This is a genomic window from Pseudomonas paralactis, assembly GCF_001439735.1.
Classification (GTDB): Bacteria; Pseudomonadota; Gammaproteobacteria; order Pseudomonadales; family Pseudomonadaceae; genus Aquipseudomonas; species Aquipseudomonas paralactis.
The window spans coordinates 335,528-355,925 of the sequence record NZ_JYLN01000002.1; the positions used below are offsets into that span (position 1 = coordinate 335,528).

The following is a 20,398-nucleotide window of genomic DNA, read 5'->3' on the forward strand; positions in this document are numbered from 1 at the left end:
AATCTCGCGCGGTTTGGGATGCTGCGGGCTTTTAGCCTGGTCCGCAGACTATCGCTCTCAAACCTCGCGAACCCCACCACAAGGGGTTTCGCTGCCGCCGCCTGAGGAGAAAATTAGAAATGACCTTCGTCGTCACCGACAACTGCATCAAGTGCAAGTACACCGACTGCGTAGAAGTCTGTCCGGTGGACTGCTTCTACGAAGGCCCGAACTTCCTGGTTATTCACCCGGATGAGTGCATTGACTGCGCCCTGTGTGAACCAGAATGCCCGGCCGTCGCGATTTTCTCCGAGGACGAAGTGCCTGCGGGCATGGAGCAGTTCATTCAATTGAACGTCGAACTGGCAGAAGTGTGGCCGAACATCACCGAGCGCAAGGATCCGATGCCGGATGCCGCCGAGTGGGATGGCAAACCCAACAAGATTGAGCAACTAGAGCGCTAAAGCGCCACTGCCCAACAAAAAAAGGCCCTTGAGGGCCTTTTTTGCATTCTGGTACCTGCATTCACTTTTCTGCAGGCGAAAAAAGGGGCGGTATGACCCGCCCACATTTTTTCCCTAGTCCCTGTATTCCTTTTCATCATCCTGATGAATCGCATCCTGCGACGTTCCTTCAAACCATCGTTCCTTGATGGCTGTGTCAATCCGTGGACACAGGGCTGATGTTAGAGGGTTCAAAGATAAGTTCAACGCGACCCGTTTCCATCCACTGGCACGCAGCGACGCCCCCACATAGATAAATAAGTCTTGTATTTCAATGAGATGAAAAAATTCTCAAAAAAATCGGGACGTCCTTGCCAGGTAAAAAAACCAATCACTTACGCAAAGGTAAGCAAATGCTTACGTGCGCGATTGCGGAAAAGGGCAATAAACCTCATTGCCCACCGTTTACGGGCATCAGTCGTCACTGACCGTAATCGTCGGCATCGCCGGCGCGGCCGCTTCCTGCAAGACAATGCGCGCACCGACATGCCGGGCCAGCTCCTGGTAGATCATCGCGACCTGCCCTTCGGGCTCGGCCGCTACAGTGGGTTTGCCACCATCGGCCTGTTCACGAATGTCCATCGACAGCGGCAAAGAAGCGAGCAGTTCGACGCCATACTGCGTGGCCAGCTTTTCACCGCCCCCTTCACCGAACAGATGCTCGGCATGACCGCAGTTGGAACAAATGTGCACCGCCATGTTTTCCACTACGCCGAGCACCGGGATATTGACCTTGCGGAACATCTCGACGCCTTTTCTGGCGTCCAGCAGCGCCAGGTCCTGGGGCGTGGTGACGATCACCGCACCGGCCACCGGGACTTTTTGTGCCAGGGTCAGCTGGATGTCGCCGGTGCCTGGCGGCATGTCGATCACCAGGTAATCGAGGTCGCCCCAGGCGGTCTGTGTGACCAATTGCAGCAACGCCCCGGAGACCATCGGCCCGCGCCAGACCATCGGCGTGTTGTCATCGGTCAGGAAGGCCATGGACATCACCTCCACCCCCAACGACTCGATGGGCACAAACCATTTCTGATCCTTGACCTTCGGCCGTGTGCCTTCGGCGATGCCGAACATCACGCCCTGGCTTGGGCCGTAGATATCGGCGTCGAGAATCCCCACCCGCGCGCCTTCGCGGGCCAGGGCCAAAGCCAGGTTGGCCGCAGTGGTGGATTTGCCCACGCCGCCCTTGCCGGAGGCTACCGCCACCACGTTCTTGACATTGGCCAAACCCGGGATCTGCGCCTGGGCCTTGTGCGGGGCGATCACGCACTGGATCTCGACCTTGGCCGATCCCACGCCATCAATGCCTTCAATGGCCATTTGCAGCATCTGCGCCCAACCACGCTTGAACAAACCTGCGGCATAACCCAGTTGCATCTGTACCGACACCTGGTCGCCCTGGACCTCGATGTTGCGCACACAACCGGCACTGACCGGGTCCTGGTTCAAATAGGGGTCGGTGTACTGGCGAAGAACGGCTTCCACCGCTGCGCGATTGACGGCGCTCATGGGCTACTCCCGAAAAAAGACTGACTGAAACAGGCGGCTATCCTAACCGTTCCGACGGTTGAACGGCACGCTTTCGAGGTTCCGGAAGATTCTGAAACAGCGTCACGGGGTGAAATAAATTTCCCGGCGCTTTATAGTGGCCGACCTCCGTTTCATCAAGTAGCCGAGCCCCATGTCCGAGCCACGCAAGATCCTCGTCACCAGCGCCCTGCCCTATGCCAATGGTTCCATCCATCTTGGCCATATGCTTGAGTACATCCAGACCGATATGTGGGTGCGCTTCCAGAAGCATCGCGGCAATCAATGCATTTATGTCTGCGCGGACGACGCCCACGGTTCGGCCATCATGTTGCGCGCCGAAAAGGAAGGCATCACCCCGGAACAACTGATCGCCAACGTGCAGGCTGAACACAGCGCCGACTTTGCCGAGTTCCTGGTGGACTTCGACAACTTCCATTCGACCCACTCGGACGAAAACCGCGAGTTGTCGAGCCAGATCTACCTGCGGTTGAAAGAAGCCGGGCACATCGACCAACGTTCGGTGACCCAGTATTTCGACCCGGAAAAGAAGATGTTCCTGGCCGACCGCTTCATCAAGGGCACCTGCCCGAAGTGCGGCACCGAAGACCAGTACGGCGACAACTGCGAAAAATGCGGCGCGACCTACGCACCGACCGACTTGAAGGACCCCAAGTCGGCGATCTCCGGCGCCACTCCGGTGCTTAAAGACTCGCAGCACTTCTTCTTCAAGCTCCCGGATTTCCAGCAAATGCTGCAAACCTGGACGCGCAGCGGCACCTTGCAGGACGCCGTGGCCAACAAACTCTCCGAATGGCTCGACAGTGGCCTGCAGCAGTGGGACATCTCCCGCGACGCGCCGTACTTCGGCTTCGAGATCCCGGGCGAGCCGGGCAAGTACTTCTATGTATGGCTGGACGCGCCGATCGGCTACATGGCCAGCTTCAAGAACCTCTGCGATCGCACCCCGGAGCTGGACTTCGACGCGTTCTGGGGCAAAGACTCCACTGCCGAGCTGTACCACTTTATCGGCAAGGACATCGTCAACTTCCACGCGCTGTTCTGGCCGGCAATGCTTGAAGGTTCGGGCTACCGCAAGCCGACCGGCATTGCCGTGCACGGCTACCTGACGGTCAATGGGCAGAAAATGTCCAAGTCCCGTGGCACCTTTATCAAGGCACGCACCTACCTGGATCACCTGTCGCCGGAATACCTGCGCTATTACTACGCGTCCAAGCTGGGCCGGGGTGTCGACGACCTGGACCTGAACTTGGAGGACTTCGTACAGAAGGTCAACTCGGATCTGGTGGGTAAAGTCGTCAACATCGCCAGCCGTTGCGCCGGTTTTATCCACAAGGGTAACGCAGGCGTACTGGTAGCCGAGAACGCTGCACCGGAGCTGACCGACGCCTTCCTGGCCGCCGCGCCAAGCATCGCCGACGCCTATGAGGCCCGCGACTTCGCCCGCGCCATGCGCGAGATCATGGGCCTGGCCGATCGTGCCAACGCCTGGATCGCCGACAAGGCCCCGTGGTCGCTGAACAAGCAGGAAGGCAAGGAAGCCGAGGTGCAGGCTATCTGTGCCACAGGCGTCAATCTGTTCCGCCAGTTGGTGATCTTCCTCAAGCCGGTGCTGCCATTGCTGGCCGCCGATGCCGAGGCGTTCCTCAACGTGGCGCCGTTGACCTGGAACGATCACGCCACCTTGCTCGGTAATCATCAGTTGAACGCCTTCAAGCCCCTGATGACCCGCATTGACCCGGTGAAAGTCCAGGCCATGACCGACGCTTCGAAAGAAGACCTGGTCGCCAGCCAGACCGATACCGGCAAATCTGCGCCGGCGGGCAATGGCGAGCTGGCCAAGGACCCGATTTCCCCGGAAATCGATTTCGACGCCTTTGCCGCCGTGGATTTGCGCGTGGCACTGATCATCAAAGCCGAAGCTGTGGAAGGTGCCGACAAGCTGCTGCGCCTGACGCTGGATATCGGTGACGAGCAGCGCAACGTGTTCTCCGGGATCAAGAGCGCTTACCCGGACCCGTCCAAGCTCGACGGTCGCCTGACCATGATGATCGCCAACCTCAAGCCACGGAAGATGAAGTTCGGTATTTCCGAAGGCATGGTGATGGCGGCTGGCCCTGGCGGCGAAGAAATCTACCTGCTGAGCCCCGACAGCGGCGCCAAGCCGGGTCAACGCATCAAGTAACCCCTGCAAAATGCCCCGCTGTTGCTACGGCGGGGCTTTTCAGCTTGCCCACCTCCCTGGGCCGGGCGTCAACGCTATGATCACAGCATGAACCTCATTCAACGTATCGACGCGCTGCTGCCGCAGACTCAATGCGGCAAATGCGGGCACCCGGGTTGCAAGCCTTATGCAGAAGGCATCGCCAAAGGCGAGGCCATCAACAAGTGCCCGCCCGGTGGGCAGGAAACCATCGCCGGGCTTGCGCAACTGCTGCACCTGCCACTGCTGGAGCTGGACACCAGCCGCGGGGAAGCGCCCGCGCAGGTAGCCTATATCCGTGAGGCCGAATGCATCGGTTGTACCAAATGCATCCAGGCTTGCCCGGTGGATGCCATTGTGGGTGCCGCCAAGCTCATGCACACGGTGATTATCGATGAGTGCACCGGTTGCGACCTGTGTGTCGCACCCTGCCCTGTCGACTGTATCGAGATGCGTGCGCTCGCTGACGTGCTGCCTATCGTGGGCGACCTGGCTGGCAGCAATGACGAGCGGCGTGAACGTGACCTCAAACGTGACCGAGCGCGGCGGCGCTTCGAACAACGTAACGCCCGCCTGCAACGTGAGGAAGCCCGCAAGCTCGCCGAACGCCTGACACGGGCCAAACCTGCAGCTGCAATGGAAACAGCAGCGATAGATAATCATCAGGGCGCGCAGGAAGCCGCCATCAAGCAGGCCAGAATCAGCGTCACCATGAGTCGCGCTCAGTTGCACAAGTCCTTGAAGGCGTTTGGGCATCCTCCGACCTTTGAGCAACAGTCGCAATTGATTAAGCTGCAACGGCAGTTTGAAGCTTGCGAACAGGCGCTTGCCAAGCTGGAGGCCAACAGTGCGCCGCCGACAAAGACACCCCAAGGCACCGACCTCAAGCGCGCAAAGATCCAACTGGCCATGCGTCGGGCCGAGCTGAAAAAGGCCCAGGCCGAGCAGGCTGGCGAGCAGCAGCTGGCAGCCTTGAGCGCTGCTTTGAACGCCGCCGAGCAGACGCTGCAGGATGCCGAGGCCAACACTGGCGCCTGAACCTGCACGCTGTATTGCTAACATCACGTCGACCGCCTGCAAGGAAACGTCCGCCCCTATGAATGCCGCAAAACGCCTGGAAATCTTCCGCAGGTTCCACGAAGACAATCCGGAACCGAAAACCGAACTGGCTTACTCCTCACCGTTCGAATTACTGATTGCGGTGATCCTGTCAGCCCAATCAACGGACGTTGGGGTTAACAAGGCGACGGCGAAGCTGTATCCCGTGGCCAATACCCCGGCCGCAATTTACGCCCTGGGTGTGGAAGGCCTGTCCGAATACATCAAGACCATCGGCCTGTATAACAGCAAGGCCAAGAATGTGATCGAAACGTGCCGCCTACTGGTGGAGCTGCATGATGGTGAAGTCCCGCAAACGCGTGAAGCTCTGGAGGCCTTGCCAGGGGTGGGCCGTAAAACGGCCAATGTGGTGCTCAATACCGCATTCAGGCAACTGACCATGGCAGTGGACACGCACATCTTCCGGGTCAGTAACCGAACCGGTATTGCGCGGGGCAAAAATGTGGTCGAAGTGGAAAAGCAACTGATGAAGTTTGTGCCCAAGCCGTATTTGCTCGACTCCCATCACTGGCTGATCCTGCACGGGCGCTACGTTTGCCAGGCTCGCAAGCCCCGCTGCGGCAGCTGTCGGATCGAAGATTTGTGTGAATACAAGGACAAGACGTCAGACGATTGAGCGACCATTGCTTTTTATGATCAGTCGATTGAAAAAATCTTTTTTACCCGTTCGCAGATTATCGCTATAAGGAGCCCCAATGGCAGTCTTAGCCCGGAGTTAATCTTATGAGCGCTGGCAAAGAACAACTGGAAGTGGAAGACGACCTCGTTGAGTCGGATGACGATGCGGTAGAGACACCTGTAGAGGTAGCCAAGACCAATTTGAGCAAACGCCGCACTATCGACAATCTACTGGAAGAGCGACGCTTGCAAAAACAGCTGGCCGATTACGACTTCGATCTGTGATCGATGCATGAACGACCGGAAGCCTCCCTGACGGAGGCTTTTTTCTGCCGGATACACGGGTTTTGAGCGGTGCAATGCCCTCCTACACCAAGCCGTTGCGTTGTGCCAACTCGATCAGGTCCACAAGGGAGCGGGCATTGAGCTTGAGTAGCAAGCGGGTCTTATAGGTACTGACGGTTTTGTTGCTCAGGAACATGCCGTCGGCAATCTCCTTGTTGGTTTTGCCACGGGCCAGTTGTTGCAGCACCATCATCTCTCGCCCCGACAAGCGTTCAACCATTTCGGCTTCACTGGCGTTGCCCATGGTTGAACGCACTGAATTGAGCGCCTGGTTCGGGAAATAGCTGTAGCCGGAGAGCACCGCCTTGATGGCGCTCAACAGCTCAGTCAGATCCTGCTGCTTGCAGACATAGCCGGCCGCCCCTGCCTGCATACAGCGCATGGAAAAATGGCCCGGAGCCTGGGACGTCAGCACCAGCACCTTGAACGATACGGCTTGCTTGGTTGAAGCCAACCGGCAAATCACTTCCAGGCCGTCGAGCTTGGGGATTCCGATATCCAGTATCACAATATCCGGCATATGTTCCCGTGCAAGTTGCAACGCATCGACACCGTTATCGGTCTCGGCAACGACCTCATAACCATGACGCTCCATTAGCATGCGCACAGCAAGACGAATGACGGGATGATCATCCACGATCAGCACTTTATTCATGAGAAAGTCCAATTTCGCTGTTCGAATTATTTAGAGCAAACACAATAGCCTAGTCGATTACTAGTTGGCATAGCATTCCACCCCGAGCAACGGCAGGGAGAGACCCAACCCACAGGAAGATAGGAATTAGCCTACAAAAAATCGCAAACTTAGATGTATGGGGCTTTATGGAAGCTTTCAGATCTTTCTCGACGCGTACACATTTTGACTGAAATGTCCCAGGCATGGGCCCATGAAGGTAAACGCAGCGCACAAGACTTTCAGGAAATACCCCTTGCTTGTAGCCATGCCGCACGCAGAACGGCAAGGAAGGCCCATCTGCATTAGTTCCATTTAACATATTTATAAACTTCCATAATTCCTACAGAAAATTCTACAACTCACCTTCTCATTGCACTTACATGAGTGAATTTTCTGTCAGACATAGTTCCTCCGCAGATGTAAAAAATCATTCAGCGCTAAAAACAAAACGCAAAAAAGTAAAACAACCGTTAAAGTTTCAGAAAAAAACACAGTCAAGCATCTGCTAAACGCCGATAAACATCGCCGCTGTATTTATGTTCATTCAATAATAAACAAGCAAAAAAAATGGCCCCTTGGATAAGGAGCCATTTCGCACACTCAAGACAACACTCAGAACAATGAGCGGCCCTTGTTGGCAGCAATGCGCATACGCAGGGCGTTCAGCTTGATGAAGCCAGCCGCATCCGCCTGGTTGTAGGCGCCACCGTCTTCTTCAAAGGTTGCGATGTTGGAGTCGAACAGTGACTCTTCGGACTTACGGCCAGTGACGATTACGTTGCCCTTGTAGAGCTTCAGGCGCACGACGCCGTTCACGTGGGCCTGGGAAGCGTCGATCATCTGTTGCAGCATCAGACGCTCAGGGCTCCACCAGTAACCGGTGTAGATCAGGCTGGCGTACTTGGGCATCAGCTCGTCTTTAAGGTGGGCGACTTCACGGTCCAGGGTGATGGACTCGATGGCGCGGTGGGCACGCAGCATGATGGTGCCGCCCGGGGTTTCGTAGCAACCGCGGGACTTCATGCCCACATAACGGTTCTCGACGATGTCGAGACGGCCGATACCATGCTGGCCACCGATACGGTTGAGGGTCGCCAGCACGGTGGCCGGAGACATTTCAACGCCGTCCAACGCAACGATGTCGCCGTTGCGGTAAGTCAGTTCCAGGTACTGCGGCTTGTCAGGAGCGTTCTCCGGAGAGACGGTCCATTTCCACATGTCTTCTTCGTGTTCGGTCCAGGTGTCTTCCAGCACGCCGCCTTCATAGGAGATGTGCAGCAGGTTGGCGTCCATCGAGTACGGCGACTTCTTCTTGCCATGGCGCTCGATCGGGATTGCGTGCTTTTCAGCGTAATCCATCAGCTTTTCACGGGACAGCAGGTCCCATTCACGCCAAGGAGCAATCACTTTTACGCCAGGCTTGAGTGCGTAGGCACCCAGTTCGAAACGCACCTGGTCGTTGCCCTTGCCGGTGGCGCCGTGGGAAATGGCGTCAGCGCCGGTTTCGTTGGCGATCTCAATCAAGCGCTTGGCGATCAGCGGACGTGCGATGGAGGTACCCAGCAGGTACTCACCTTCGTAGACAGTGTTGGCGCGAAACATCGGGAATACGAAATCGCGGACGAACTCTTCGCGCAGGTCGTCAATGTAGATCTCCTTCACGCCCATGGCTTGCGCCTTGGCACGTGCAGGTTCGACCTCTTCGCCCTGACCCAGGTCAGCGGTGAAGGTCACCACTTCACAGTTATAAGTATCCTGCAGCCACTTGAGGATCACCGAAGTGTCCAGGCCGCCGGAATACGCGAGAACGACCTTGTTTACGTCGGCCATGCCATCACTCCACGGGGTTGTACGGAAAGGCGACGATTCTACCGATCAAAACCGCGAAATTACAGGGGCGCGACAGCAAATGAAGATAAAGCGACAGATTATGTCGAGCGGGCGACCGATGGTCGCACCTACGACGTGGCCGCCGGGTTGCTCGGCACCGTGGCCTGGGGTGCCGGTTTCTCGGGAGCAGCTACCCGCTCAAGCTGGATATTCACCCGACGATTACGGGCGCGGTTGGCGGCATTGGTGTTGGGGGCCAGCGGGTAGCTTTCGCCATGGAAACGCAGGGTGATCTGCGACTCCTGAATGCCATTGGCCTTCAAGTAATCCATCACCGCCAGGGCGCGGCGGCGCGAGACGTCGCGGTTAGTCAGCCGATTGCCACTGTTATCCGAGTGGCCATTCAACTCGACATGATTGACGGTGGGGTCGGCCTTCATGAACGCAAGAATCACAGACAGCTTCTTCTTGGCGGCAGCGTCCAGCTCAATGCCACCACCGGGGAAGCCGACTTCCGTCTGCTTGACCTGGTCGTAATTCATGGGCAACAGCTTGGCGGTGCACGACTGATAGTCGCTGTAGGCCTTGCTGAACCTCACCGGCAGCAGACGCACCTCCGAATAACCGCCTTCGCGCGCGTAATGCCGTACGGTCGGGCTGCGCCCCTCAAGCAAACCGGTGAAGAGGCGCCCGGCCTGAGCCTGGGAGCTATTCAACAGTACGTCGCCACTGCCGACACGCACCGCCCCGAGGTTGATATCGCCTCGGCCCGGCTGCCAGGGCGCGGCCGCGGCCAGCAAGGTTGCCGAACCTGCGCCAAACGCACCGTTATAGGCTTTCAGGCGAAACGTTGCCTGCTCGCCGGCACGGCGCACGAACTCCCCGGAACCAAAATCGGTGATCGGCTGCGTCAGGCGGCACTCGAACTGATCGCCCTCTACCTTCCACTCAATATTCTCCAGACGTGTCTGGAACGTGAGGGCCATAGCGGGCAGGCTGGCGAACACACTGAGCAGGGCTAGATAATGCTGGCGCACGGGGGGCTCCACTGGTTTTTACAACACTTCAAAGCGTCATACATCGTTAAGGCATACCCGGGGATATCGGTAGCATCCGGCAAAACTTGATAGCGAGTGCCTGCAAGAGTCTTTTCCGGTAGCATTCCCACCAGATTGACCCGCCTGGAATCCCCAATGTCCGACCGCCTGACCCTGCTGCGTCCCGACGACTGGCATATTCATCTTCGTGATGGTGCTGCGTTACCCCAAACCGTGGCCGATGTTGCGCGCACGTTTGGCCGTGCCATCATCATGCCTAACCTGGTACCTCCGGTGCGCAATGCCGCAGAAGCCGACGCCTATCGCCAGCGTATTCTCGCTGCACGACCGGCCGGCAGCCGCTTTGAACCGTTGATGGTGCTCTACCTGACCGACCGCACCCAGCCTGAAGAGATTCGCCAGGCCAAGGCCAGCGGCTTCGTACATGCCGCCAAGCTCTACCCGGCCGGCGCGACCACCAACTCCGATTCCGGCGTCACCAGCATCGACAAGATCCTGCCGGCGATCGAAGCCATGGCCGAAGTCGGTATGCCGTTGCTGATCCACGGGGAAGTCACCCGTGGCGATGTGGATGTGTTCGATCGCGAGAAGATTTTCATCGACGAACACATGCGCCGTGTGGTCGAGCTGTTCCCGACCCTGAAGGTCGTGTTCGAGCACATCACCACCGCCGATGCCGTGCAGTTCGTCACCGAAGCTTCGGCTAACGTTGGTGCGACCATCACCGCTCATCACCTGCTCTACAACCGCAACCACATGTTGGTGGGCGGGATTCGGCCGCACTTCTATTGCCTGCCGATTCTCAAGCGCAATACTCACCAGGTGGCACTGCTGGATGCCGCCACCAGCGGCAGTCCGAAGTTCTTCCTCGGCACCGACTCGGCGCCCCACGCCCAGCACGCCAAGGAAGCGGCCTGCGGCTGTGCCGGCTGCTACACGGCGTTTGCCGCCATCGAGCTGTATGCCGAGGCGTTCGAACTACGCAATGCCCTGGACAAACTCGAAGGTTTTGCCAGCCTCAATGGTCCGCGTTTCTACGGCCTGCCGGCGAATACCGATCGCATCACCCTGGTCCGTGAAGACTGGACCGCCCCCGCCAGCCTGCCGTTTGGCGAGCTGACCGTTATCCCGCTGCGCGCCGGTGAAACACTGCGCTGGCGCCTGCTGGAGGAAAGCAAGTGAGTGAAGACCATTACGACGACGAACAAGAGCACGGTGGCGGCGGTTCGCGCCACCCGATGGCCGAGCGTTTTCGCGGCTATCTGCCGGTTGTCATCGACGTAGAAACCGGTGGTTTCAATTGCGCCACCGACGCGCTGCTGGAAATCGCGGCGACCACCATCGGCATGGACGAACAGGGTTTCGTGTTCCCGGAACACACCCACTTCTTCCGGGTAGAGCCGTTCGAAGGCGCCAATATCGAAGCCGCTGCCCTGGAGTTCACCGGGATCAAGCTCGACCATCCGCTGCGCATGGCCGTCAGTGAGGAAGCGGCGCTGACCGATATCTTCCGCGGTGTACGCAAGGCGCTGAAGGCCAATGGCTGCAAACGTGCGATTCTGGTCGGCCACAACAGCAGCTTCGACCTGGGTTTCCTGAACGCCGCCGTGGCGCGCCTGGACATGAAGCGCAACCCGTTTCACCCGTTCTCCAGCTTCGACACTGCAACCCTTGCAGGCCTGGCGTATGGCCAAACGGTACTGGCCAAAGCCTGCCAGGCAGCCGGTATCGACTTTGACGGTCGTGAGGCTCACTCGGCCCGCTACGACACCGAAAAGACCGCCGACCTGTTCTGTGGCATCGTCAACCGCTGGAAACAGATGGGTGGCTGGGAAGACTTCAACGACTAAGACGCCTCCCACAAAAAAACCGGCCTTCTCAGGCCGGTTTTTTTATACCAAAACGCAGGCTTACAGCTTGCCGGCGTTCTCGGTCAGGTAAGCGGCAACGCCTTCTGGCGAAGCGTTCATGCCTTTGTCGCCTTTTTTCCAGTTGGCAGGGCAGACTTCACCGTGCTCTTCGTGGAATTGCAGAGCGTCAACCAGACGGATCAGCTCTTCCATGTTACGGCCCAGCGGCAGGTCGTTGATGATCTGCGAACGCACGACGCCCTTGTCGTCGATCAGGAACGCGCCACGGAAAGCGACGCCGCCTTCGGACTCAACGTCGTAGGCCTTGGCGATGTCGTGCTTCATGTCGGCAGCCATGGTGTATTTGACTTTGCCGATACCGCCATCATTGATGGCCGTGTTGCGCCAGGCGTTGTGGGTGAAATGGGAGTCGATGGACACCGCAACCACTTCAACGTTACGCGCCTTGAAATCGTCCATGCGGTGATCCAGAGCAATCAGCTCCGAAGGGCAGACGAAAGTGAAGTCCAGCGGGTAGAAGAATACCAGGCCGTATTTGCCTTTGATGGCTTCAGACAGTTTGAAGCTGTCGACGATTTCGCCATTGCCGAGGACGGCTGGTACGTCGAAATCCGGGGCTTGTTTACCGACGAGTACGCTCATTGGATATCTCCTGATATAGGGATGACGATTGAAGTAAAAGGACCGGTCGAGTCTACCTGTGGAAACAGACAGAAACATGACGCAATCACGCTTCGTGAAGACCGACCATCATACACCGAAAAAACCGTTCGTCAGCGCACGGGCCATCCGCCCGAATTGCTGTTGAAACTATTTTGACAATCATTCTCGTTAACATTAAGATCCATCGCACTTAAGCCATAAACCCGCGACGGTTCTCACTTATGTATGTCTGCCTCTGCACTGGCGTCACCGACGGACAAATCCGCGAAGCAATCTACGAAGGTTGCTGCAGCTACAAAGAAGTGCGTGAAACCACGGGCGTTGCCAGCCAGTGCGGCAAATGCGCCTGCCTCGCCAAGCAAGTGGTACGGGAAACCCTGACGCAGCTGCAAACAGCCCAGGCCGCGCTCCCCTACTCGACAGAATTTACACACGCCTGATAGGCATGTTTTAAAGAACCGGACCTTGTGTCCGGTTTTTTTATGCCTGTAATTCAATTAGTTAGCGTCAAGACGCGGAACACAAACATTCTTATTCCGATTAATTTTCATTTATTATTCAATAACTTAGGTTTGACACTAGGATTTTCACCGCTCAGACTCCGCCCTATACACAGCTATTACAGGGCAGGACCCCAGTCATGAAAGGCGACATCTCAGTCATCCAGCAACTCAATAAAATCCTTGCCAATGAACTGGTCGCGATCAATCAGTACTTTCTGCATGCGCGCATGTACGACGATTGGGGCCTGGAAAAGCTTGGCAAGCGTGAATACAAAGAATCGATCAAGGCCATGAAGGACGCCGACGCGCTGATCAAGCGCATCCTGTTCCTTGAAGGTCTGCCGAACGTGCAAGACCTGGGCAAGCTGAACATCGGCGAGCACACTCAGGAAATGATCGGCAGCGACCTGGGTTTTGAGCGCAAAAGCCACAGCGACATCAAGGCAGCGATTGCCAACTGCGAAACCAAGGGCGATTTCGGCAGCCGTGAGCTGTTGGAAGACATCCTTGAGGACCAGGAAGAACACATCGACTGGCTGGAAACCCAGCTGGGCCTGATCGACAAGGTCAGCCTGGAGAATTACCTGCAATCGCAGATGGGTGAATAACCCGTAGCGTTCAGGCACAAAAAAGCCCCGCTCTCACCAGAGAAGCGGGGCTTTTTATTGCTCGCCAATTAGGCGTCAGTCTTGACTGCTGCTTTTTGCGCTGCGTCTTTGATCAGCGCTTGCAGCGAGCCATCAGTTGCCATTTCAGTGATGATGTCGCTACCGCCAACCAGCTCACCGGCTACCCACAACTGCGGGAAAGTCGGCCAGTTGGCGTACTTTGGCAGGTTGGCGCGGATCTCGGGGTTTTGCAGGATATCCACGTAAGCGAACTTCTCGCCACACGCCATGACGGCCTGGGACGCTTTCGCGGAGAAACCGCACTGAGGCGCGTTTGGAGCGCCTTTCATGTAAAGCAGAATGGTGTTGTTGGCAATCTGCTCTTTGATCGTTTCGATGATATCCATGGAACACCTCTGCAGGAACTTTGCGACTCACGGGTCGGCACGGTGGCGCATTGTAACGCAAAAATCCAGCGGGATGCTCAGGCCGCCGCCACCTTCACCGGTACGCCATTGAGCGCCGAATTACCCGACAACTCATCCAAGTGCCGCTCGTCGGTCAAGTCATTCGCACTCGCCCCCGGCTGGCCGCTTGCAATGCTCATCTGTACGCCCGGACGATCATGACCCCAACCGTGAGGCAGGCTAACCACACCCGGCATCATGTCCGCGCTGGCCACAACTTCCACTTCGATCATGCCGATGCGCGAACTCACTTGCACCCGCTGCCCATCGCTCAACTGCCGAGTGGTCATATCATCCGGGTGCATCAACAGCTGATGACGCGGCTTGCCCTTCACCAACCGGTGATAGTTATGCATCCACGAATTATTGCTGCGCACATGGCGCCGACCGATCAGCAACAGCTCGTCGGCCACAGGCACGGGCTGCGCGGCAAAACGCGCAAGGTCCGCCAGGATCACCGACGGTGCCGCCTGCACCTTGCCATCGGCGGTTTTCAGCCGGGCGCCCAGGTTTGGCTTGAGTGGGCCCAGGTCCACGCCGTGAGGGTGATCGGCCAGCATCGCCACCGACAACTTGTGTGCAGACGCATCCCCATAAGTACCGGCACGCAGCCCGAAATCAATCATTTGCGCCGGCGGCATTGTCGGTTTGAGTGATACGCCGGTCTGCGTTGCAAAGGCTTTGGCCAAACCGACAAAGATCTCCCAATCGTGCAGTGCGCCTGCAGGCTTGGGCAGGATCGCGCGATTGAAGCGCGTGACGTTGCGCACTGCGAACATGTTGAAAGTGGTGTCGTAGTGGTCATTTTCCAATGCCGACGTGGACGGTAGGATCAGGTCGGCATAACGCGTGGTTTCGTTGATGTAGAGATCCACACTGACCATGAACTCCAACCCATCCAGCGCCTGCTCCAGTTGACGGCCATTGGGCGTGGACAGAACCGGGTTGCCGGCCACTGTCACCAGGGCGCGGATCTGCCCTTCGCCTTCGGTGAGTATTTCTTCAGCCAAGGCCGATACCGGCAATTCGCCTCCGTACTCGGGACGCCCGGACACACGGCTCTGCCAGCGATTGAAATGCCCGCCTCCGGTCGACGCCACCAGGTCCACCGCCGGTGTGGTGCATAACGCACCTCCCACCCGATCCAGGTTGCCGGTCACCAGGTTGATCAATTGCACCAGCCAATGGCACAACGTGCCGAATGCCTGGGTCGAGACGCCCATGCGTCCGTAGCACACCGCTTTATCGGCGGCCGCAAAGTCTCGCGCCAATTGACGGATCTGCTCGGCAGGCACTGCACATTGGCGGCTCATGGCCTCGGCGGTAAAGCTGGCGATCGCATGGCGTACGTCGTCCAGGCCCTCAACCGGTAAATGGCTGGCGCGGGTCAGCCCTTCCGTAAACAAGGTGTTGAGCATCCCGAACAACAACGCCGCATCACCACCGGGGCGTACGAACAGATGCTGATCGGCAATCGCCGCCGTCTCGCTGCGCCGCGGGTCGACCACCACCACTTTACCGCCCCTTGCCTGAATGGCTTTAAGGCGTTTCTCCACATCGGGCACGGTCATGATGCTGCCGTTGGACGCCAGCGGGTTACCGCCCAGAATCAGCATGAAGTCGGTGTGGTCGATGTCCGGGATCGGCAACAGCAAGCCATGGCCGTACATCAGGTGACTGGTCAAATGATGGGGTAATTGGTCGACGGAGGTCGCGGAGAACCGGTTGCGCGTCTTCAAAAGGCCGAGAAAATAATTACTGTGCGTCATCAACCCATAGTTGTGCACGCTCGGGTTGCCCTGGTACACCGCCACCGCGTTCTGGCCATGCCGGGCCTGGATGCCGGCAAGGCGTTCGGCTACAAGTGCGAAGGCATCTTCCCATGGGATCGGCTGCCATTCGCTGCCAACCCGCAGCATGGGCTGGTGCAGGCGGTCCGGGTCATTCTGAATATCCTGCAGCGCTACGGCCTTGGGGCAGATGTGCCCACGGCTGAAGCTGTCCAGGGGGTCGCCCTTGATCGAGGTGATCGCCAGGCGACCGTCTTCGGCTTGTGTCGTTTCCAGGGTCAGGCCGCAGATGGCTTCGCACAGGTGGCAGGCACGGTGATGGAGAGTCTTGGTCATGGCCAGTCTCTTTATAAGGGCTTTGGCCCAACTATGGCCCGCGACCGCTCAGGGCACCAGCAACCTTCGTGTTGTGAATCGACGGGCATAGGCAAAGGCATGGCTAACCATAAGCAAATGTTTCAGAAGCCTCCCGCATACCGACCAAAACCGACGCAACCTGGCCTGGGCCCGCCCCCGCGCATTGCAAAACGTCTGGACGCCAGTGTACAAATGGCTCACTGCTGTCGGGAAATCGTCTTCAAACGCGCATTAGCGCCCTGCTTGAACACTCTTAAAAACCGTAGCCCTATTGGTAAGACGCGACATTTAATGTCAATATCGCGCCTTCCCCTATTTCGTCGCCCCGTGCGGCTTTCGCCGCAGGTCTCGCCCGTTGTCACAATAAACAAGGCTTTGAGTATCTGCGGTCTGTTGCAAAAAGGTAGTTAATGATGAGCGCAAGGCACTTTCTCTCCCTGATGGATTGCACGCCCGAAGAGCTGGTCAGCGTGATCCGTCGAGGCATTGAGCTTAAAGACCTGCGTAACCGCGGCGTACTGTTTGAGCCCTTGAAAAACCGTGTACTGGGGATGATCTTCGAGAAGTCCTCGACGCGCACACGCCTGTCTTTCGAAGCCGGCATGATCCAGCTGGGTGGCCAGGCAATCTTCCTGTCCCCGCGTGATACCCAACTGGGCCGTGGCGAGCCGATCAGCGATTGCGCCATCGTCATGTCGCGGATGCTCGATGCCGTGATGATCCGTACCTTCGCCCACAGCACCCTGACCGAATTTGCCGCCAACTCCCGCGTGCCGGTGATCAACGGCCTGTCCGACGACCTGCACCCCTGCCAGTTGCTGGCCGACATGCAAACGTTCCTCGAACACCGTGGCTCAATCCAGGGCAAGACCGTGGCCTGGATCGGTGACGGCAACAACATGTGCAACAGCTATATAGAAGCGGCGATCCAGTTCGACTTCCACCTGCGCATCGCTTGCCCTGAAGGCTACGAGCCGAGCGCCGAGTTCATGGCCAAGGCTGATGGCCGCGTGCAGCTGCTGCGTGATCCGAAGGATGCGGTGGTCGGCGCACACTTGGTCAGTACCGACGTCTGGACCTCCATGGGCCAGGAAGACGAGACCGCCAAGCGCCTGGCACAGTTCGCGCCGTTCCAGGTGACACGCGCGCTGCTCGATACCGCAGCGCCGGACGTCCTGTTCATGCATTGCCTGCCTGCTCACCGTGGTGAGGAAATCAGCCTCGACCTGCTCGATGACCCGCGCTCTGTCGCCTGGGACCAGGCTGAAAACCGCCTGCACGCACAAAAAGCCTTGCTCGAGTTTCTCGTCCCGCCGTCGTACCACCACGCATGAGCCAGCCATTACTGCTGAATCTGCGCAATCTGGCATGCGGCTATCAACATCAACGCGTGGTGCAGAACCTCAACCTGCACCTCAACGCCGGCGACATCGGTTGCCTGCTTGGTTCATCCGGTTGCGGCAAGACCACCACCTTGCGCGCCATTGCCGGCTTTGAACCGGTACACGAAGGCGAAATCAGCCTGGCGGGCGAAGTCATCTCCAGTGCCGGCTTCACCCTGGCACCGGAAAAACGGCGTATCGGCATGGTGTTTCAGGACTACGCACTGTTCCCGCACTTGAGCGTGGCGGACAACATCGCCTTCGGCATTCGCAAGCATCTGCAAAAAGATCGCGTGGTCGCCGAGTTGCTGGAGCTGGTCAACCTCAAGAATCTGGGCAAGCGCTTTCCCCATGAGCTGTCCGGTGGTCAGCAACAACGTGTCGCCCTCGCCCGCGCACTCGCGCCGGAACCGCAACTGTTGCTGTTGGATGAACCCTTTTCCAACCTGGATGGGGAACTGCGCCGCAAGCTCAGCCATGAAGTGCGCGACATCCTCAAGGCTCGCGGCACCAGCGCGATCCTGGTAACCCATGATCAGGAAGAAGCCTTCGCCGTCAGCGACCATGTCGGCGTGTTCAAGGAGGGTCGTCTTGAGCAGTGGGACACGCCCTACAACCTTTACCACGAACCACAGACGCCCTATGTCGCCAGCTTTATCGGCCAGGGTTACTTCATTCGAGGCCGCTTGAATTCACCGGAGTCAGTGAGCACTGAACTGGGCGACCTGCGCGGCAACCGTGCCTACACCTTGCCGACCGGCGCTGCGGTGGATGTGCTGCTGCGCCCGGACGATATCGTGTATGCGCCGGACAGCGCGTTGAAAGCCCGGATCGTCGGCAAGACCTTCCTCGGCGCCTCAACGCTGTACCGGTTACAGCTGCCGACCGGCGCTCAGTTGGAGTCGATTTTCCCCAGCCATTCCGATCATCAAGTGGGCGCAGAGGTGGGGATTCGTGTGGCGGCTGAACATTTGGTGGTGTTCCAGGCATCCGGCAGCACAGCGGCGCAGATTCCCGCTGTTGAGTCAGGCGTGCGCCGCCACAGCGTCGCTCACTGACGAAACCGGATCAAACTGTGGGAGCTGGCTTGCCTGCGATGCAGACAACTCGGGTTATCTGTTACACCGCGTTGATGCTATCGCAGGCAAGCCCACATTTGATCCTCATAGACTTCAAAGAATAATTATCAGGCCCGCCCGATCGGTGCGAATTTGGCCTGGGTGTGTTCAGCCAACACCGCCGCTGGCAATTCAACTTCCAATCCTCTTCTGCCCGCGCTGACAAAAATCGTTGCAAAGGGTTGCGCCGTTTCATCGATAAACGTGCGCAGCCGCTTCTTCTGCCCCAGTGGGCTGATGCCGCCCAAAAGATAGCCAGTGGACCGCTGCGCTGCCGCCGGGTCCGCCATTTCGACCTTTTTTACGCCGGCGGCATGGGCCAGCGCCTTCAAGTCCAGACTTCCGACGACCGGCACCACGGCCACCAACAATTCGCCCTTCTCGCTACTCGCCAAGAGCGTCTTGAACACCTGCGCCGGGTCGAGGCCCAATTTCTCCGCAGCTTCCAGACCATATGACGCCGCCTTGGGGTCATGTTCATAACTGTGAATGCGATGTTCGGCGCGAACTTTTTTCAACAAATCCAGTGCGGGCGTCATGGCGTCTCCGGCAGGGAAATCAGGTGCCCAATTCTAGGCCAAGCGCCGGCAAAACGCTCTAGTTCAAGCGCTGCTGGCCCAGAGCTCCGGTATACAGGGCGTGATCATTCATCAGACCAATAGTTCGAAAGTGACCAATGGTTCACTTTCGACCTTTGACAGCGGTCATTCTTGTCTATATTTTTTCGTTTCCGAATACTGTAGGAATAGTCCATCAGTGCTCCAGCAGTAAGCCGCGGCTAAGGATGGGGATCCTCGTCACGGTGAAAATCGCGCAACCGCCCGTTGAGGCAGTGCGCCAGACAAGAACAACAACTGAGGTTTTCCATGACAACTGCTCTTCAACAGCCTTCACTTTCGAGCCAATGCATGGCCGAGTTCCTGGGCACTGCGCTGCTGATTTTCTTCGGTACCGGCTGCGTCGCTGCGCTCAAGGTCGCGGGTGCGAGCTTTGGCTTATGGGAAATCAGCATCATCTGGGGGGTCGGCGTCAGCATGGCGATCTACCTGAGTGCCGGTATTTCCGGGGCTCACCTCAACCCGGCGGTGAGTATCGCCCTGTGCCTTTTTGCCGATTTCGAAAAGCGCAAACTGCCCTTCTATATTCTCGCCCAGGTCGCTGGCGCATTCTGCTCCGCCGCCCTGGTGTACACCCTCTACAGCAATCTGTTTTTCGATTACGAACAAACCCACCAGATGGTCCGCGGCTCCCAAGCCAGCCTGGAACTGGCGTCGGTGTTCTCCACCTACCCTCATGCACTGCTGAGCACGGCCCAGGCATTCCTGGTAGAAATGGTCATCACCGCGATTTTGATGGGCGTGATCATGGCCCTCACCGACGACAACAACGGCCTGCCTCGCGGCCCGCTGGCCCCGCTGCTGATCGGCTTGTTGATCGCGGTGATTGGTAGCGCGATGGGCCCGCTGACCGGCTTTGCGATGAACCCGGCGCGGGACTTCGGGCCCAAGCTGATGACCTTTTTTGCCGGTTGGGGTGAAATGGCCTTTACTGGCGGTCGCGATATTCCTTACTTCCTGGTACCGATTTTCGCCCCGATTGTCGGTGCCTGCCTCGGTGCTGCCGCCTATCGCGGGCTGATCGCCCGCCACCTGCCGAGCGCAACACCTGCTATAGCTGAAACACCTGACACGGCTGTCGACGGCAAGACTCGTATTTCCTGAAAGCGCCAGCCTGGCCCCTGCCCTTCGCGGCCCAGGCTG

20 protein-coding genes are annotated in these 20,398 nt (G+C 58.0%); 12 read left to right on the forward strand and 8 right to left on the reverse strand.

Going from position 1 to position 20,398, the window contains the following annotated elements; all coding sequences use genetic code 11:
- Positions 1–119: 119 nt before the first annotated feature.
- Positions 120–443 carry a ferredoxin FdxA gene (gene fdxA / locus TX23_RS05785; RefSeq protein WP_003172109.1) on the forward strand — a complete coding sequence of 108 codons (324 nt, stop codon included), beginning with the start codon at positions 120–122 and terminating at the stop codon, positions 441–443.
- A gap of 453 nt (positions 444–896) precedes the next feature.
- On the opposite strand, the gene apbC is transcribed toward fdxA, so the two are convergent.
- Complete coding sequence (gene apbC, locus TX23_RS05790; RefSeq protein ID WP_057701392.1) at positions 897–1,991, reverse strand: iron-sulfur cluster carrier protein ApbC; 1,095 nt, start codon at positions 1,989–1,991, stop codon at positions 897–899.
- A 172-nt stretch (positions 1,992–2,163) separates the two neighbouring features.
- Between apbC and metG the strand changes: the two genes are divergently transcribed.
- The 4 genes from metG (at position 2,164) to TX23_RS05810 (ending at position 6,255) form a co-directional block, all read left to right on the forward strand.
- Positions 2,164–4,215, forward strand: coding sequence for a methionine--tRNA ligase (gene metG, locus TX23_RS05795; RefSeq protein ID WP_057701393.1), 2,052 nt, complete (start codon positions 2,164–2,166; stop codon positions 4,213–4,215).
- Between the two features lie 87 nt (positions 4,216–4,302).
- On the forward strand, positions 4,303–5,271 hold the full coding sequence (gene rsxB, locus TX23_RS05800) for an electron transport complex subunit RsxB (RefSeq protein ID WP_057701394.1): 969 nt from the start codon (positions 4,303–4,305) through the stop codon (positions 5,269–5,271).
- Between the two features lie 58 nt (positions 5,272–5,329).
- Complete coding sequence (nth, locus tag TX23_RS05805) at positions 5,330–5,968, forward strand: endonuclease III (RefSeq protein WP_057701395.1); 639 nt, start codon at positions 5,330–5,332, stop codon at positions 5,966–5,968.
- Positions 5,969–6,075: 107 nt separating this feature from the next.
- Positions 6,076–6,255 carry a PA3496 family putative envelope integrity protein gene (locus TX23_RS05810; protein WP_057701396.1) on the forward strand — a complete coding sequence of 60 codons (180 nt, stop codon included), beginning with the start codon at positions 6,076–6,078 and terminating at the stop codon, positions 6,253–6,255.
- Positions 6,256–6,337: 82 nt separating this feature from the next.
- Here the strand turns inward: TX23_RS05810 and TX23_RS05815 are convergent, their stop codons facing one another.
- From TX23_RS05815 to TX23_RS05825, 3 genes are all read right to left on the reverse strand, one after another.
- Positions 6,338–6,970, reverse strand: a complete 633-nt coding sequence (locus TX23_RS05815) for a response regulator transcription factor (protein WP_057701397.1) — start codon at positions 6,968–6,970, stop codon at positions 6,338–6,340.
- A gap of 633 nt (positions 6,971–7,603) precedes the next feature.
- Complete coding sequence (locus TX23_RS05820) at positions 7,604–8,821, reverse strand: argininosuccinate synthase (protein WP_057701398.1); 1,218 nt, start codon at positions 8,819–8,821, stop codon at positions 7,604–7,606.
- A gap of 128 nt (positions 8,822–8,949) precedes the next feature.
- Positions 8,950–9,858: a flagellar protein MotY gene (locus TX23_RS05825; RefSeq protein WP_057701399.1), complete on the reverse strand. Its 909-nt coding sequence runs from the start codon at positions 9,856–9,858 to the stop codon at positions 8,950–8,952.
- A gap of 156 nt (positions 9,859–10,014) precedes the next feature.
- Between TX23_RS05825 and pyrC the strand changes: the two genes are divergently transcribed.
- Positions 10,015–11,061, forward strand: coding sequence for a dihydroorotase (gene pyrC, locus TX23_RS05830; RefSeq protein WP_057701400.1), 1,047 nt, complete (start codon positions 10,015–10,017; stop codon positions 11,059–11,061).
- Positions 11,058–11,729, forward strand: coding sequence for a ribonuclease T (rnt, locus tag TX23_RS05835; protein ID WP_057701401.1), 672 nt, complete (start codon positions 11,058–11,060; stop codon positions 11,727–11,729). The genes pyrC and rnt overlap by 4 nt, the downstream gene beginning before the upstream one ends.
- A gap of 60 nt (positions 11,730–11,789) precedes the next feature.
- On the opposite strand, the gene TX23_RS05840 is transcribed toward rnt, so the two are convergent.
- A complete protein-coding gene (locus TX23_RS05840) occupies positions 11,790–12,392 on the reverse strand; it encodes a peroxiredoxin (RefSeq protein ID WP_003172097.1) in 603 nt (200 codons plus the stop codon).
- Positions 12,393–12,634: 242 nt separating this feature from the next.
- On the opposite strand from TX23_RS05840, the gene TX23_RS05845 reads away from it, so the two are divergent.
- Positions 12,635–12,853: a bacterioferritin-associated ferredoxin gene (locus TX23_RS05845; RefSeq protein WP_017526354.1), complete on the forward strand. Its 219-nt coding sequence runs from the start codon at positions 12,635–12,637 to the stop codon at positions 12,851–12,853.
- A gap of 200 nt (positions 12,854–13,053) precedes the next feature.
- Positions 13,054–13,524: a bacterioferritin gene (bfr, locus tag TX23_RS05850; protein ID WP_057701402.1), complete on the forward strand. Its 471-nt coding sequence runs from the start codon at positions 13,054–13,056 to the stop codon at positions 13,522–13,524.
- 68 nt (positions 13,525–13,592) lie between these two features.
- Here the strand turns inward: bfr and grxD are convergent, their stop codons facing one another.
- Both grxD and TX23_RS05860 read right to left on the reverse strand, forming a co-directional pair.
- Positions 13,593–13,931, reverse strand: a complete 339-nt coding sequence (grxD, locus tag TX23_RS05855) for a Grx4 family monothiol glutaredoxin (RefSeq protein WP_057701403.1) — start codon at positions 13,929–13,931, stop codon at positions 13,593–13,595.
- Positions 13,932–14,008: 77 nt separating this feature from the next.
- Positions 14,009–16,117, reverse strand: a complete 2,109-nt coding sequence (locus TX23_RS05860) for a molybdopterin oxidoreductase family protein (RefSeq protein WP_057701404.1) — start codon at positions 16,115–16,117, stop codon at positions 14,009–14,011.
- A 434-nt stretch (positions 16,118–16,551) separates the two neighbouring features.
- On the opposite strand from TX23_RS05860, the gene argF reads away from it, so the two are divergent.
- Positions 16,552–17,472 carry an ornithine carbamoyltransferase gene (gene argF, locus TX23_RS05865; RefSeq protein ID WP_057701405.1) on the forward strand — a complete coding sequence of 307 codons (921 nt, stop codon included), beginning with the start codon at positions 16,552–16,554 and terminating at the stop codon, positions 17,470–17,472.
- A complete protein-coding gene (locus tag TX23_RS05870; protein WP_057701406.1) occupies positions 17,469–18,578 on the forward strand; it encodes an ABC transporter ATP-binding protein in 1,110 nt (369 codons plus the stop codon). Before argF ends, TX23_RS05870 begins: the two co-directional genes overlap by 4 nt.
- 128 nt (positions 18,579–18,706) lie before the next feature.
- Here TX23_RS05870 and ybaK read toward each other — a convergent pair whose 3' ends face one another.
- Positions 18,707–19,177 (reverse strand): Cys-tRNA(Pro) deacylase, encoded by a 471-nt coding sequence (gene ybaK, locus TX23_RS05875; protein WP_057021816.1) that lies wholly within the window; start codon positions 19,175–19,177, stop codon positions 18,707–18,709.
- 327 nt (positions 19,178–19,504) lie between these two features.
- Here ybaK and TX23_RS05880 point away from each other — a divergent pair, with 327 nt between their 5' ends.
- On the forward strand, positions 19,505–20,359 hold the full coding sequence (locus TX23_RS05880; protein ID WP_057701407.1) for an MIP/aquaporin family protein: 855 nt from the start codon (positions 19,505–19,507) through the stop codon (positions 20,357–20,359).
- The last annotated feature ends 39 nt before the right edge of the window (positions 20,360–20,398 follow it).